The sequence below is a fragment of the Pseudomonas sp. P5_B2 genome, assembly GCF_056400445.1.
Genome location: NZ_JBFULH010000100.1, coordinates 1 through 12,525, shown reverse-complemented (window position 1 = coordinate 12,525; position 12,525 = coordinate 1). Strand labels below are relative to the sequence as shown.

The following is a 12,525-nucleotide window of genomic DNA, read 5'->3' as shown; positions in this document are numbered from 1 at the left end:
CTATATAAATAACGCCCCTGGAGCCTCCGATGAACCTGTCCCGATTCGTGCGCGGTCTGTTGACCAGCGCACTGTTTGCAGCCCCGATTGCCTACGCCTCCGACCCTGTGGTCCTGCATGTCGGCGACCAGAACTACTACAACGTGCGCGCCTCAGTGGAGGCGTCGGGTGCATTGGAGGGCGCGCCCTATACCGTCGACTGGAAGCATTTCCAGGCCGCTGCACCACTGGCCGAAGCGTTGAACACCGGCGCACTGGACGTGGGGTTTCTCGGGGATTCCGGCTTTCTGTTCCTGGCAGCCAAACAGGCGCCGGTGAAGCTGGTCGGTGTGTCGCGGCAGAATCCGGACACCATTGCCTTGCTCGTGCCCAAGGATTCACCGGTCCATAGCATCGCCGACCTCAAGGGCAAGAAAGTCGCTTACTGGCCCGGCGCCTGGAGCCAGCAATTGACCCTGCGGGCACTGGAGAAAGCCGACCTGCCGGAAGACTACGTCGACTTCATCAAACTGATGCCGATTGATGCCGCAGCGGCATTTCCTCAAGGCAGCATCGACGCGTTCCCGGTGTGGGAACCGTACATTTCCCAGCAGATTCTGTTCTCCGGCGCGCGCCCGATTCTCACTGCTAAAAACCTGATGCCCGGCCTCAGYGCCATCGCCGCCTCGACACCGGCCATCGATAGCAAGCGCGAAGCCATCGCCGATTTCCTCGTGCGCTTGAAAAAAGCCCGGGCCTGGGTCGACAACCATACCGACGAATACGCCGACCTGTGGGCGAAGAAAGCCAATCTCGATCAGGACGTGTCGCGCCATTGGTTACGTCAGGCCCACATGACCGTCGGCCCGGTGGATCAGCAAGCGGCGACGGATTTGCAGAGCACGGCGGACTTCCTGTTCAAGGTCAAGGCACTGCCGACGGCGCTGGCGACCGCGCCGATCATCGACCACTCGTTCCAGCAGGCCTTGGCGCAGTAAGCGAGGAGGGTGGGCAGCGGAACCAAACACTGTGTACCCTGATCCAACCTCGGCCCGCGACACTGGCGGGCCGGAGAAGGATTTACGGGCGAAGGACTTTTGCCATTTGATGAGTTGACCGTCAGGGTCTGATCCAAGGCAAAACATGACACAGCTGTTCAAACTATTCGGCACATTTGCCATAGCCGTCGGGCTCGCAGGCTGCATCGCTGCACCCATCGAACTCACGCCGCAGACGGAGCAACGTCTACAGGCGCAGGCACCGATTCGATTTCTGTTGACCTACGACGATGGCCCCAGCGCTTCCAGTTTCTGGAACCCCACCGCGACCGTGCTCGACAGCCTGAAGGACAACCCGCTGCAGCCGAACATCAAGGCGGTGTTTTTCGTGCAGACCGGCGCGCCACGGGCCGGTGACAGTGACATCGGGCGCGAGCTCATGCATCGCGAACACGCAGAAGGGCAGGTGCTGGGATTTCACACGGCCACCCACTGGCACACCAATCACCGCTCGCTGAGCCCGCAAGAACTGGAACAGGCTTTGAGCAAAGGCAGCGCGGACATCGCGGCCATCACCGGTGCGCCACCGACCCTGGTGCGTCCGCCATTCTGGAACTACGACAAACGCGTCTTCGCCGCCTATCAGCAGCACGGCATGCATGTACTGCTGACCGATTTGAGCGCCAATGACGGCAAAATCTGGGGCTTCAACGCCAGCCCCCGGCGTCGGTCGCATATGCTGCGCTCGATGTCCGAAGTGCGTGAGCGTATCGCGTTGGGTGAATTGCCGACCGTGGATGGGGTGATACCGGTGGTGGTGACCTTCCACGACCTGAATCGCTACACCGCCCGGCACACCCGGGAATACCTGCAAATCCTGGTCGACAGTGCCAAGACCACCGGCGTGCCGCTGGYGCAAAAACCGTTTTATGACGATCACGACGCCGTGTTGCGCGCGGCGATGGCGCGCACCGTCAAGGACAGTTCACAGCCAGTGGAACTTCCGGGTTTCTGGAATTGGTTCTGGGACAGGAATTCCCATTAAAACCTCGCCTGCGGTTGCAGTTCCTCGATCACCTTCAAACAATGATTCAACCCCGGTGATACATCGCCCGCCCGCCGACTGAGAATGATCGGCGAGGTGGCGTTGTCTTCAAGCAACGGGGTAAAGCCAATGTCGTCGCGGTGCAGCAGTTGCACCGAGGCTGGCACCAGCGTCACGCCAATCCCGGCCCCCACCAGACCGATTGCCGTTTGCAATTCGTTGGTCCATTGCGCCACGTGAATGCTCACGCCATAGGACTCGAACAGTGCGATCACATGGTCGGCATAGCTCGGGCGCGGATTGCCGGGATACAGCACAAAGGGCTCTTTGGACAGTTGGCGAAGACTGACCGGTCCGGCCAGTAAAGGATGGCCAGCGGGCAGGGCGGCGACTAAGCGGTCTTCGGTGAGCACCGTTTGAATGATCGCCGGGTCGTCGATGCGAATTCGCCCGAAGCCGATATCGATCCGCCCGGCCTTGAGTGCCTGCACTTGTTGCAGCGTGGTCATTTCCGACAGCCCCAGTTCCAGCTCCAAAGGCTCGCCGCTGCGCAGACGGCGGATCAGTTCCGGCAGCACACCGTAGAGGGTCGAAGGCGCGAAGCCGATGCCCAGCCAGGTCTTTTCCCCCAGGCCGATCCGCCGCGTGTTGTCGCAGACCTTGTTCAGTTGTTCGAGCAGGGCGGTGGAGTGTTCATGGAAAAACCGTCCGGCCTCCGTCAGCTTCAGCGGCCGGCCACGCTCCAGCAGCAACACGCCCAGCTCGTCCTCCAGTTGCTGGATCTGCCGACTCAGGGGCGGTTGGGCGATGTGCAGCAGCTCGGCGGCGCGGGTGAAATTCAGGGTTTGAGCCAACACCTGAAAATACCGCAGGTGACGCAGTTCCATGGGGCCTCCGGACGTCAGTCGTATGCATACCTTAAAGGTATCAAGTCAGACCAATTCTATATTGGCATCGCGAAAAAAGCCGTACCAGAATCGGTTCCAGAACTTTAAGAACCTGACGGGTATCGACATGCGTGCAACAGCCATTGAATCGATCGAGACGATCATCGTCGATCTGCCGACCATCCGCCCGCACAAGCTGGCAATGCACACCATGCAGAACCAGACCCTGGTGATCATTCGTGTGCGCTGCTCCGATGGCATTGAAGGGATCGGTGAATCCACCACCATCGGTGGCCTGGCCTATGGCAACGAAAGCCCGGACAGCATCAAGACCAACATCGACACACACTTCGCGCCGCTGCTGATCGGCCAGGACAGCGGCAATGTGAATGCCGCCATGTTGCGTCTGGAACGCAGCATTCGCGGCAATACCTTTGCCAAATCGGGGATCGAAACCGCGTTGCTCGACGCTCAGGGCAAACGCCTCGGCCTGCCGGTCAGCGAGTTGCTGGGCGGGCGCGTGCGTGATGCCTTGCCGGTGGCCTGGACCCTGGCCAGCGGCGATACCGACAAAGACATCGCCGAAGCGGAAAAAATGCTCGACCTGCGCCGCCATCGGATCTTCAAGCTGAAAATCGGTGCCGGTGAAGTCAACCGCGACCTGGCCCACGTCATTGCGATCAAAAAAGCCCTGGGCGACCGCGCCAGTGTGCGGGTCGATGTCAATCAGGCCTGGGACGAAGCAGTCGCATTGCGCGCTTGCCGGATCCTTGGCACCAACGGCATCGACCTGATCGAGCAGCCGATCTCGCGTAACAACCGTGCTGGCATGGCACGTCTGAATGCGATGAGCCCGGCGCCAATCATGGCCGACGAATCCATCGAATGCGTGGAAGATGCCTTCAATCTGGCGCGCGAAGGCGCTGCGTCGGTGTTTGCCTTGAAGATCGCCAAGAACGGCGGCCCACGCGCCGTGCTGCGTACAGCCGCGATTGCCGAAGCAGCCGGCATCGCCCTGTACGGCGGCACCATGCTGGAGGGCGGCCTTGGCACCATGGCCTCGGCGCATGCCTTTATCACCCTGAATAAACTGGCCTGGGACACCGAACTGTTCGGCCCCTTGCTCCTGACTGAAGACATTCTCAGCGAGCCGCTGGTGTATCGCGATTTCGAACTGCATGTCCCGCAAACACCGGGCCTGGGCCTGACCCTGGACGAAGAACGCCTGGCGTTTTTCCGTCGCGACAAAACATCCACTTCCGTTCATCAAGCCTGAGGAGGGATCATGCTATTCCACGTAAAAATGACCGTGAATCTACCGGTCGATATGAATCCGGAAGCCGCCGCCAAGTTGAAGGCTGACGAGAAAGCCCTGGCCCAGCGCCTGCAAGAGCAGGGCAAGTGGCGCCACCTGTGGCGCATCGCCGGGCACTATGCCAACTACAGCGTATTCGATGTCGACAGCGTTCAAGAACTGCATGACCTGCTGATGCAATTGCCACTGTTTCCCTACATGGCGATCGAGATCGACCCGATGTGCCGGCATCCGTCTTCCATCCGCGAGGATGATCGCTGAACCCAGCCTGTTCAGTTCGCTACGCAAATAATTACAAGATGAGGAACCCAATAAAATGAACGTCAAGATTTCCCACACTGCCGAAGTCCAGAAGTTTCTCGAAGAGGCCAGCGGCCTGCATAACGATGCCGGCAATCCGCGCACCAAGGCCCTGATCTACCGCATCCTGCGTGATTCGGTAAACATCATCGAAGACCTCGCCGTGACCCCGGAAGAGTTCTGGAAAGCCGTTAACTACCTTAACGTGCTGGGCGCGCGTCAGGAGGCTGGGCTGATAGTCGCCGGGCTCGGGCTAGAGCATTACCTCGACCTGCTGATGGACGCTGAAGATGAGCAGGCCGGCAAATCCGGCGGTACGCCACGCACCATTGAAGGCCCGCTGTACGTGGCCGGTGCGCCGTTGTCCGAAGGCGAAGCGCGTCTCGATGATGGCCTCGATCCGGGTGTGACGCTGTTCATGCAAGGGCAAGTGTTCAACACCGCTGGAGAACCGCTGGCCGGTGCCGTGGTTGACGTCTGGCACGCCAACACCGGTGGTACTTACTCGTACTTCGATACCGCGCAATCGGAATTCAACCTGCGTCGCCGCATCGTCACCGATGCTGAAGGTCGCTATCGTTTCCGCAGCATCGTGCCGTCGGGTTACGGCTGCCCGCCCGATGGTCCGACCCAGCAACTGCTCGATCAACTGGGCCGTCACGGCCAGCGTCCGGCACACGTACACTTCTTCATCTCTGCGCCGGATCATCGCCACCTGACCACCCAGATCAACCTTGATGGCGAAAAATACCTGCACGACGATTTCGCCTACGCCACCCGTGATGAGTTGATCGCCAAAATCACCTTCAGCGACGATCAGCAACGCGCAGCGGCACATGGTGTCAGCGGCCGGTTTGCCGAAATCGAATTCGATTTCACCTTGCAGTCCACGGCGCAACCTGAAGAACAGCAGCGCCACGAACGGGTTCGCGCACTCGAGGATTGACAGCGCGATACAACTCCAACCCTGTGGGAGCGAGCCTGCTCGCGAAGGTGGAATCAGCTTCAACGTCAATGTTGACTGACACTCCGCTTTCGCGAGCAGGCTCGCTCCCACAAGGGTTTTGGTTTACTGCTGATACGACGTTTTACGCACTGTTCTAGAATGGATTGAAGCAAACCATAACAACAATGAGAGTGACCTGATGATGCACGCGCAACTGTTGAGTCAGCGCAGCAGAATATTCGAGCATGCCGACCCTTATGCGGTATCGGGTTACGTCAATCAGCATGTCGGCAATCATTGCATCCTGATGCCCAAGGTCGGTCGACCGCTGGCCAGCCTCGATCACCGCAAATTCGCCAGCCTGGACCTGTGCCGCATCAGCTACGGCGCCAGCGTGCGCGTGACGTCGGGCGCGCTCGACAGCATCTATCACCTGCAAGTGCTGCTGCGGGGCAACTGCCTGTCGCGCGGGCGGGGTGAGGAACACTACTTTGCGCCGGGTGAATTGCTGCTGATCAACCCCGATGAACCGGTCGATCTGACCTATTCCGACGATTGCGAAAAATTCATCCTCAAAGTCCCCACCCGGCTGTTTGAATCCGTGTGCGATGAACAACGCTGGCAGTATCCGGGGCAGGGCGTACGGTTTCTGGAGAACCGTTATCAACTCGATGAGCTGGAAGGTTTCGTCAGCCTGCTGGCGATGATTTGCCAGGAAGCCGAGGCCACCGAGCAGATCCCGCGCGTGCAGGAGCACTACGCGCAGATCATCGTCAGCAAAATGCTCAGCCTGATGAAAACCAACGTTATCCGCAGMAGCCTGGGGTCGCCCACGTTCGAGGTGATTGCCGATTACATCGCTCGCCACCTCAAGCACGACATCGACAGCGAAGAACTGGCGCGTCAGGCGCGAATGAGCCTGCGTTCGTTGTACGGGTTGTTCGAGCGCAACGCGGGAACGTCACCGCAACACTACATCCGGCAGAAGAAGCTGGAGCGCATCAACCAGTGCCTGAGCGACCCGACCTGCAACGTACGCAATGTCACGGAAGTGGCCATGGATTATGGCTTCCTGCACCTGGGCCGGTTCTCTGACAGCTACCGCAAGCAGTTCGGCGAACTGCCTTCCGACACCCTCAAGCGCCGGCACTGACCCGCCACACATCCCTGTAGCAGCTGWCGAGCAGCGCGAGGCTGCGTCTGCGGTTTGCCTGRCAAMACTCRATTGCCGGKWTTRCGACGGCTGCGCCGCCGRACGCAGCCTCGCGYTGCTCGRCAGCTGCTACAGGTTCCGTGACTACTGCAGTAAACGGATACAGGTCTGCACCCAGCGGATAGTCCGCCTCATCACCCCGTCCTAGCATGGCCCTGCCTGAATAAAAACAATGGAGGCGGCGGCCATGTCCCTGCGACCCGAATACCTTCACTCCCTGCTTGAAGATGACAAAGAAAGCGGCATCTACCGCTGCAAGCGCGAGATGTTCACCGATCCAAGGTTGTTTGATCTGGAGATGCAACACATCTTCGAAGGCAACTGGCTGTACCTGGCCCATGAAAGCCAAATCCCCAACATCAATGATTTCTACACCACCACCATGGGGCGCCAGTCGATCTTTATCGCGCGCAACAAGGAAGGTGTGCTCAACGCCTTTCTCAACGCCTGTAGCCATCGCGGCGCGACGTTGTGCCGGCACAAGACCGGCAACAAAAGCTCCTACACCTGCCCGTTCCACGGCTGGACCTTCAACAACTCCGGCAAGCTGCTCAAGGTCAAGGATCCGGCAGCGGCCGGCTATCCGGCGAGTTTCAACTGCGAAGGCTCCCATGACCTGACCAAAGTTGCGCGGTTCGAGTCCTATCGCGGCTTCCTGTTTGGCAGCCTGAATGCTGATGTGGTGCCGCTGGTTGAGCACCTCGGTGAGTCGGCCAAGATCATCGACATGATCGTCGACCAGTCCGCCGATGGCCTGGAAGTGTTGCGCGGGTCTTCGAGCTACATCTACGAAGGCAACTGGAAGCTCACAGCCGAAAACGGCGCCGACGGTTACCACGTAAGCTCGGTGCACTGGAATTACGCGGCGACGCAAAACCAGCGCAAACAACGCGAGGCCGGAGACAGCAATCCGACCATGAGCGCCGGCACCTGGGCCAAGCAGGGCGGTGGTTTCTATTCCTTCGACAAGGGCCACATGCTGCTCTGGACGCGCTGGTCCAACCCCGAAGACCGTCCGCTTTACGAGCGCCGCGACGAATTGGCCCGAGACTTCGGCCAGGCCCGCGCCGACTGGATGATCGAGGCCTCGCGCAACTTGTGCCTGTACCCCAACGTGTACCTGATGGACCAGTTCAGCTCGCAGATCCGCATCGCCCGGCCGATCTCGGTCAACCGCACGGAAATCACCATTTACTGCATCGCCCCCAAAGGCGAAAGCGACCACGCCCGCTCCAGCCGGATTCGCCAGTACGAAGATTTTTTCAACGTAAGCGGCATGGCCACCCCGGACGATCTGGAAGAGTTTCGCTCGTGCCAGACCAGCTATCAGGGCAGCGTCACCACCTGGAATGACATGTCCCGCGGGGCCGAGCACTGGGTCGAAGGTGCCGACGAGGCAGCCAAAGAGATCGATCTGCATCCGTTGCTCAGTGGCGTGCGCACCGAAGATGAAGGCCTGTTTGTGCTGCAACACAAGTATTGGCAGCAAACCATGCTCAAGGCGTTGGCCGCTGAACAGCCCGAATTGATTGCCGTGGAGTCCGTGCAATGACCATCACCTATGAAGCCGTGCGCGATTTTCTGTACCGCGAAGCGCGCTACCTCGACGACAAACAATGGGACGAGTGGCTGGAGCTGTATGCGGTCGATGCCTCGTTCTGGATGCCGTCCTGGGACGATAACGATGAGTTGACCGAAGACCCGCAGCGGGAAATCTCGCTGATCTGGTACGGCAACCGCACGGGCCTGGAAGACCGCATCTTCCGTATCAAGACCGAGCGCTCTAGCGCGAGCATTCCGGACACCCGGACTTCGCACAACCTCAGCAACATCGAGTTGCTCGAACAAGCGGACGGCCTGTGCAAGGTGCGCTTCAACTGGCACACCCTGAGCTTTCGCTACAAGACCGTCGACAGCTATTTCGGCAGCAGTTTCTACACCCTCGATGTGCGCGGCGAAAACCCGCTGATCAAGGCCAAGAAAGTGATCCTGAAGAACGATTACGTTCGCCAGGTCATTGATGTCTACCATTTGTGAGGCGGCGGTCATGACGCATTCCATTGCATTCAATTTTGAAGACGGTGTCACCCGGTTCATCGACGCCCATGTCGGCGAAACCGTGGCCGATGCGGCGTACCGCCAAGGCATCAACATCCCGCTGGATTGCCGCGACGGCGCGTGCGGCACCTGCAAGTGTTTCGCCGAGGCCGGTCGTTATGACTTGGGCGAGGAGTACATCGAAGACGCGCTCAGTGCGGAAGAAGCCGAGCAGGGTTTTGTCCTGACCTGCCAAATGCGCGCCCAGAGCGATTGCGTGGTGCGGGTGCCGGCGTCCTCGGATGTTTGCCGCACGCGGCAGGCCAGTTACGACGCGACGATCAGCGCGGTGCGGCAGCTGTCCGACAGCACCATCGCGCTGTCGATCAAGGGCGAGGCGCTCAGCGCGCTGGCGTTCCTGCCGGGGCAATACGTCAACCTCGGGGTTCCAGGCAGCGAGCAGACACGGGCCTATTCGTTCAGCTCATTGCAGCGTGACGGCGAGGTCAGCTTCCTGATCCGCAACGTGTCTGGCGGTTTGATGAGCAGTTTCCTCACCGGCATGGCCAAGGCGGGTGACCGCATGAATCTGGCCGGGCCGTTGGGCAGTTTTTATCTGCGCGACATTCGTCGTCCGTTGTTGCTGCTGGCCGGTGGCACGGGGCTGGCGCCATTCACGGCGATGTTGGAAAAGATCGCCGAGCAGGGCAGCGAACATCCGCTGCATCTGATCTACGGCGTGACCAACGATTTCGACCTGGTGGAACTGGATCGGCTCGAAGCCTTCGCCGCGCGCATCCCGAATTTCAGCTTCAGTGCCTGCGTGGCCAGCCCCGACAGTCAGCATCCGCTCAAGGGTTACGTGACTCAGCACATCGAGCCCCGGCATTTGAACGAGGGCGACGTCGACGTCTACCTGTGCGGTCCGCCGCCGATGGTCGAGGCGGTCAGTCAGTTCATTCGCGAACAAGGCGTAACGCCTGCGAATTTTTACTACGAAAAATTTTCCGCCAGCGCGGCCTGAGTCAGGAACGCGAACCCATGTGGGAGCGAGTCTGCTCGCGAAGGGGGCGGAACATTCAACGGGGATGCGGCCTGTGAGTCCGCTTTCGCGAGCAGGCTCGCTCCCACAGGGGTTGACCGGCATCCTTCGTCATGAGGTAGATATGAACAGATTTCACGAAAAAGTCGCGCTGATTACCGGGGCGGCGCAAGGCATTGGCCGGCGGGTGGCCGAACGCATGGCCGCTGAAGGTGCGCGGTTGATTCTGGTCGACCGCTCCGAGCATGTGTTCGAGCTGCAACAACAACTGGGGCAGGGCAATCAGGTGCTGGCCCTGACCGCTGATCTTGAGCAGTACAGCGAATGCAGTCGGGTAATGCACGCCGCCGTCGAGCATTTCGGGCGCCTGGACGTATTGATCAACAACGTCGGCGGAACGATCTGGGCCAAGCCGTTTGAGCATTATCAAGCGCCGCAGATCGAAGCCGAAGTCCGCCGCTCGCTGTTCCCGACGTTATGGTGCTGCCATGCGGCGCTACCGTTCATGCTGGAGCAGGGCAGTGGGGCCATCGTTAACGTCTCGTCCATCGCTACGCGCAGTATCAATCGGGTGCCCTATGGCGCGGCGAAGGGCGGCGTGAACGCCCTGACTGCCTGCCTGGCCTTCGAAACCGCCGGTCGCGGCGTCCGGGTCAATGCGACAGCCCCCGGCGGCACCGAAGCGCCGCCTCGGGTGATTGCGCGCAACGATGCCGAGCAAAGCGCAGATGAAAAGGTCTGGTATCAGCAGATCGTCGAACAGACGCTCGACAGCAGTTTGATGAAGCGCTACGGCACGCTGGATGAGCAGGCAAGTGCAATTCTGTTTCTGGCCAGCGACGAAGCGTCGTACATCACGGGCATGATCATGCCGGTCGGCGGCGGTGATCAGGGCTGACGCGCATTGAGAACAACCCATTGTCGGTTCAGGCCGAGACAACCTACAGGCGACGCAGAAACGCTTTGACGATTTGACGCGTGGCGTCGCTCGTACTCAGGTTGTCGACGGTCTCCAGTGGATGCCAGATACAGTCAATGATTTCATTGAAGGGGCGGGCCAGATCAAGGTTCGGCGACCACGCTTCGTAGACATGGTGGCGGGTGCCGCCCGATTCCAGTTCCATGAGGTACAGCAGGCTGTCGGCGCCAAGTCCGGTTTCTTCATGAAGTTCACGCCGCGCCGCGCCCGCTGGAGTTTCACCGATCTCGACTGTTCCGCCGGGCAAGCTCCAGCGACACCTGGGTTTACGCACCAGGAGAACATGTCGTTCCAGTTCGCAAATGACCGTTGCACGTACTTTCATTTGTTACCTAAGTGACAGATGCACTAAAAAAACATCGATTTGCAATATTCGGGCCGTGACCTCTGCTTCACGGGTTAGAGCGATGCGCTGAACGAAAAGTGCCATTGAATGCTGGAATACTGGCGCGACGTCTGGTCGGCACTTGGGCAAAGGTCAGGTGTAAGGTATTCAGGTCAATCGTCGACTTCACAGCCGAACAGGAGGTGACCATGAGCGTTCCGATGTTGAACAAAATGCACATGAATGGTTATGACGTACTCAGCGTAAACAACGGYCCTTGGCGGGTGTGCACCCAAGGTGATMGGTTGGGGGATTTTAGCAGCCGAGAAGAAGCACTCGCCTATGCCGCATCGCTTCCCGCCTATCGAGCCAGGACGGTCCGCTCGTCAGATCATAAATCAACATGACAGCACGTTAGAAGCCCCGGGATTCCGGGGCTTCTAATTTGGATACCTGCTTTCAACACGCCAGGACGGTCAGTAGCCTCATCCAGAGTGAGTGGGCTGCTTGTCCCTCTCTTGCATCCGACTCCACTGCGTGCAGGTCATGAAGTTTTTGTGATCGATTTTGCCGTTGCCATCGAAGCTGATGCTGTACGGCTGATGCTGGCCTGCCTGCGTCAACGTGTAGTCAAAACAAGTGCCTGGTTCCACGGTGCGGTCCGTTATCGAGACAGGCGGACCGCCGATCTGCTGCACCTGCTCCTTGCTCCTCCCGGTTTCGACCCTGGCGACCAGCGGTTGGGCACCGTAAATGTGTTCCTCCGTGCTGCAGCCTCCCGCCGCCAATACGACCACTAGCGTGAACAGGGATTTGTTCATCGCAGCGCTCCTGTCAGTGAGCTTTCGTTCGACTGATCACCTTGGCTTTCACTTCTTCGGCATAGCCCGCCAGTCGCCCCTCATCGCCCTGAAACAACTCGCACAGCCTGAGAATGGCTTGCGCATCCACCTCATTGCCTGCCTGGCGTAGCTGCTCTGCAATGCGCAGCAATTCTACTGCTGACCATCTCAGATCCGACGCAACGCTTTGCAGGTCGCGACGAAGTTCGTTTTCATCTTCGTTTAGCCACATGACGACCTCCTGCAATTCCTCGTAAGGAAATAGTAGTTCCATTTGGTATGACACAGCGTTTGTTCATCTGATCCCTGCGCGATGGAAGGTACTTCCATTGGTCGGGAGGATGAGCGCGAGTGGCATTGCCGGATGTCGTACGAAGGTCAATGAATATCGTCAGGGCGAGGCCACTCCAAATGAGCAATACCGATGATTTCAGATTGCATGCCCATGAGCTGATCGCTGACCTGGATGCCGCCACTTCAGAGATGATGAAGCTCATTTCAGCTCATCAACTCAGTGGCTCAGAGTGGGAACGCGTCACGCAATGGCAGCATGACGCGTATGAACGGTGGATGGCCTATCTGAACAAAAGAACTTATCCAGCCCCCCCTGAATACAA

16 protein-coding genes are annotated in these 12,525 nt (G+C 59.2%); 12 read left to right on the top strand and 4 right to left on the bottom strand.

Going from position 1 to position 12,525, the window contains the following annotated elements:
• Nucleotides 1–29 precede the first annotated feature (29 nt).
• Both AC1DRJ_RS11425 and AC1DRJ_RS11420 read left to right on the top strand, forming a co-directional pair.
• The gene (locus AC1DRJ_RS11425) at nucleotides 30–977 is read left to right on the top strand and encodes an ABC transporter substrate-binding protein (RefSeq protein ID WP_477802228.1); all 948 of its coding nucleotides are present in this window, start codon (nucleotides 30–32) and stop codon (nucleotides 975–977) included.
• 145 nt (nucleotides 978–1,122) lie between these two features.
• The gene (locus AC1DRJ_RS11420) at nucleotides 1,123–2,022 is read left to right on the top strand and encodes a polysaccharide deacetylase family protein (protein WP_477802227.1); all 900 of its coding nucleotides are present in this window, start codon (nucleotides 1,123–1,125) and stop codon (nucleotides 2,020–2,022) included.
• On the opposite strand, the gene AC1DRJ_RS11415 is transcribed toward AC1DRJ_RS11420, so the two are convergent.
• Entirely contained in the window at nucleotides 2,019–2,909 is an 891-nt protein-coding gene (locus tag AC1DRJ_RS11415) for a LysR family transcriptional regulator (protein WP_477802226.1), read from the bottom strand. The genes AC1DRJ_RS11420 and AC1DRJ_RS11415 overlap by 4 nt on opposite strands.
• Before the next feature lie 127 nt (nucleotides 2,910–3,036).
• Here AC1DRJ_RS11415 and AC1DRJ_RS11410 point away from each other — a divergent pair, with 127 nt between their 5' ends.
• From AC1DRJ_RS11410 to AC1DRJ_RS11375, 8 genes are all read left to right on the top strand, one after another.
• Nucleotides 3,037–4,185, top strand: a complete 1,149-nt coding sequence (locus tag AC1DRJ_RS11410) for a muconate cycloisomerase family protein (protein ID WP_477802225.1) — start codon at nucleotides 3,037–3,039, stop codon at nucleotides 4,183–4,185.
• Between the two features lie 9 nt (nucleotides 4,186–4,194).
• Nucleotides 4,195–4,485, top strand: coding sequence for a muconolactone Delta-isomerase (gene catC / locus AC1DRJ_RS11405; protein WP_477802224.1), 291 nt, complete (start codon nucleotides 4,195–4,197; stop codon nucleotides 4,483–4,485).
• Between the two features lie 55 nt (nucleotides 4,486–4,540).
• Entirely contained in the window at nucleotides 4,541–5,470 is a 930-nt protein-coding gene (gene catA / locus AC1DRJ_RS11400) for a catechol 1,2-dioxygenase (RefSeq protein WP_477802223.1), read from the top strand.
• Between the two features lie 199 nt (nucleotides 5,471–5,669).
• The gene (locus AC1DRJ_RS11395) at nucleotides 5,670–6,623 is read left to right on the top strand and encodes an AraC family transcriptional regulator (RefSeq protein ID WP_477802222.1); all 954 of its coding nucleotides are present in this window, start codon (nucleotides 5,670–5,672) and stop codon (nucleotides 6,621–6,623) included.
• Nucleotides 6,624–6,870: 247 nt separating this feature from the next.
• Nucleotides 6,871–8,235 carry a benzoate 1,2-dioxygenase large subunit gene (benA, locus tag AC1DRJ_RS11390; protein WP_477802221.1) on the top strand — a complete coding sequence of 455 codons (1,365 nt, stop codon included), beginning with the start codon at nucleotides 6,871–6,873 and terminating at the stop codon, nucleotides 8,233–8,235.
• Nucleotides 8,232–8,720 (top strand): benzoate 1,2-dioxygenase small subunit, encoded by a 489-nt coding sequence (gene benB / locus AC1DRJ_RS11385; RefSeq protein WP_007944753.1) that lies wholly within the window; start codon nucleotides 8,232–8,234, stop codon nucleotides 8,718–8,720. The genes benA and benB overlap by 4 nt, the downstream gene beginning before the upstream one ends.
• A 10-nt stretch (nucleotides 8,721–8,730) precedes the next feature.
• Nucleotides 8,731–9,744 carry a benzoate 1,2-dioxygenase electron transfer component BenC gene (gene benC / locus AC1DRJ_RS11380; protein ID WP_477802220.1) on the top strand — a complete coding sequence of 338 codons (1,014 nt, stop codon included), beginning with the start codon at nucleotides 8,731–8,733 and terminating at the stop codon, nucleotides 9,742–9,744.
• 142 nt (nucleotides 9,745–9,886) lie between these two features.
• Nucleotides 9,887–10,660: a 1,6-dihydroxycyclohexa-2,4-diene-1-carboxylate dehydrogenase gene (locus AC1DRJ_RS11375; protein ID WP_477802219.1), complete on the top strand. Its 774-nt coding sequence runs from the start codon at nucleotides 9,887–9,889 to the stop codon at nucleotides 10,658–10,660.
• 43 nt (nucleotides 10,661–10,703) lie between these two features.
• Here the strand turns inward: AC1DRJ_RS11375 and AC1DRJ_RS11370 are convergent, their stop codons facing one another.
• On the bottom strand, nucleotides 10,704–11,066 hold the full coding sequence (locus tag AC1DRJ_RS11370; RefSeq protein ID WP_477802218.1) for an NUDIX hydrolase: 363 nt from the start codon (nucleotides 11,064–11,066) through the stop codon (nucleotides 10,704–10,706).
• A gap of 209 nt (nucleotides 11,067–11,275) precedes the next feature.
• Here AC1DRJ_RS11370 and AC1DRJ_RS11365 point away from each other — a divergent pair, with 209 nt between their 5' ends.
• Complete coding sequence (locus tag AC1DRJ_RS11365; protein WP_477802217.1) at nucleotides 11,276–11,473, top strand: SPOR domain-containing protein; 198 nt, start codon at nucleotides 11,276–11,278, stop codon at nucleotides 11,471–11,473.
• A gap of 78 nt (nucleotides 11,474–11,551) precedes the next feature.
• Here the strand turns inward: AC1DRJ_RS11365 and osmE are convergent, their stop codons facing one another.
• Nucleotides 11,552–11,887 carry an osmotically-inducible lipoprotein OsmE gene (gene osmE / locus AC1DRJ_RS11360; protein WP_477802216.1) on the bottom strand — a complete coding sequence of 112 codons (336 nt, stop codon included), beginning with the start codon at nucleotides 11,885–11,887 and terminating at the stop codon, nucleotides 11,552–11,554.
• Between the two features lie 13 nt (nucleotides 11,888–11,900).
• A complete protein-coding gene (locus AC1DRJ_RS11355) occupies nucleotides 11,901–12,140 on the bottom strand; it encodes a hypothetical protein (RefSeq protein ID WP_477802229.1) in 240 nt (79 codons plus the stop codon).
• Nucleotides 12,141–12,319: 179 nt separating this feature from the next.
• Here AC1DRJ_RS11355 and AC1DRJ_RS11350 point away from each other — a divergent pair.
• On the top strand, nucleotides 12,320–12,525 hold a 206-nt coding region (locus tag AC1DRJ_RS11350; RefSeq protein WP_477802215.1), incomplete at its 3' end, for a hypothetical protein.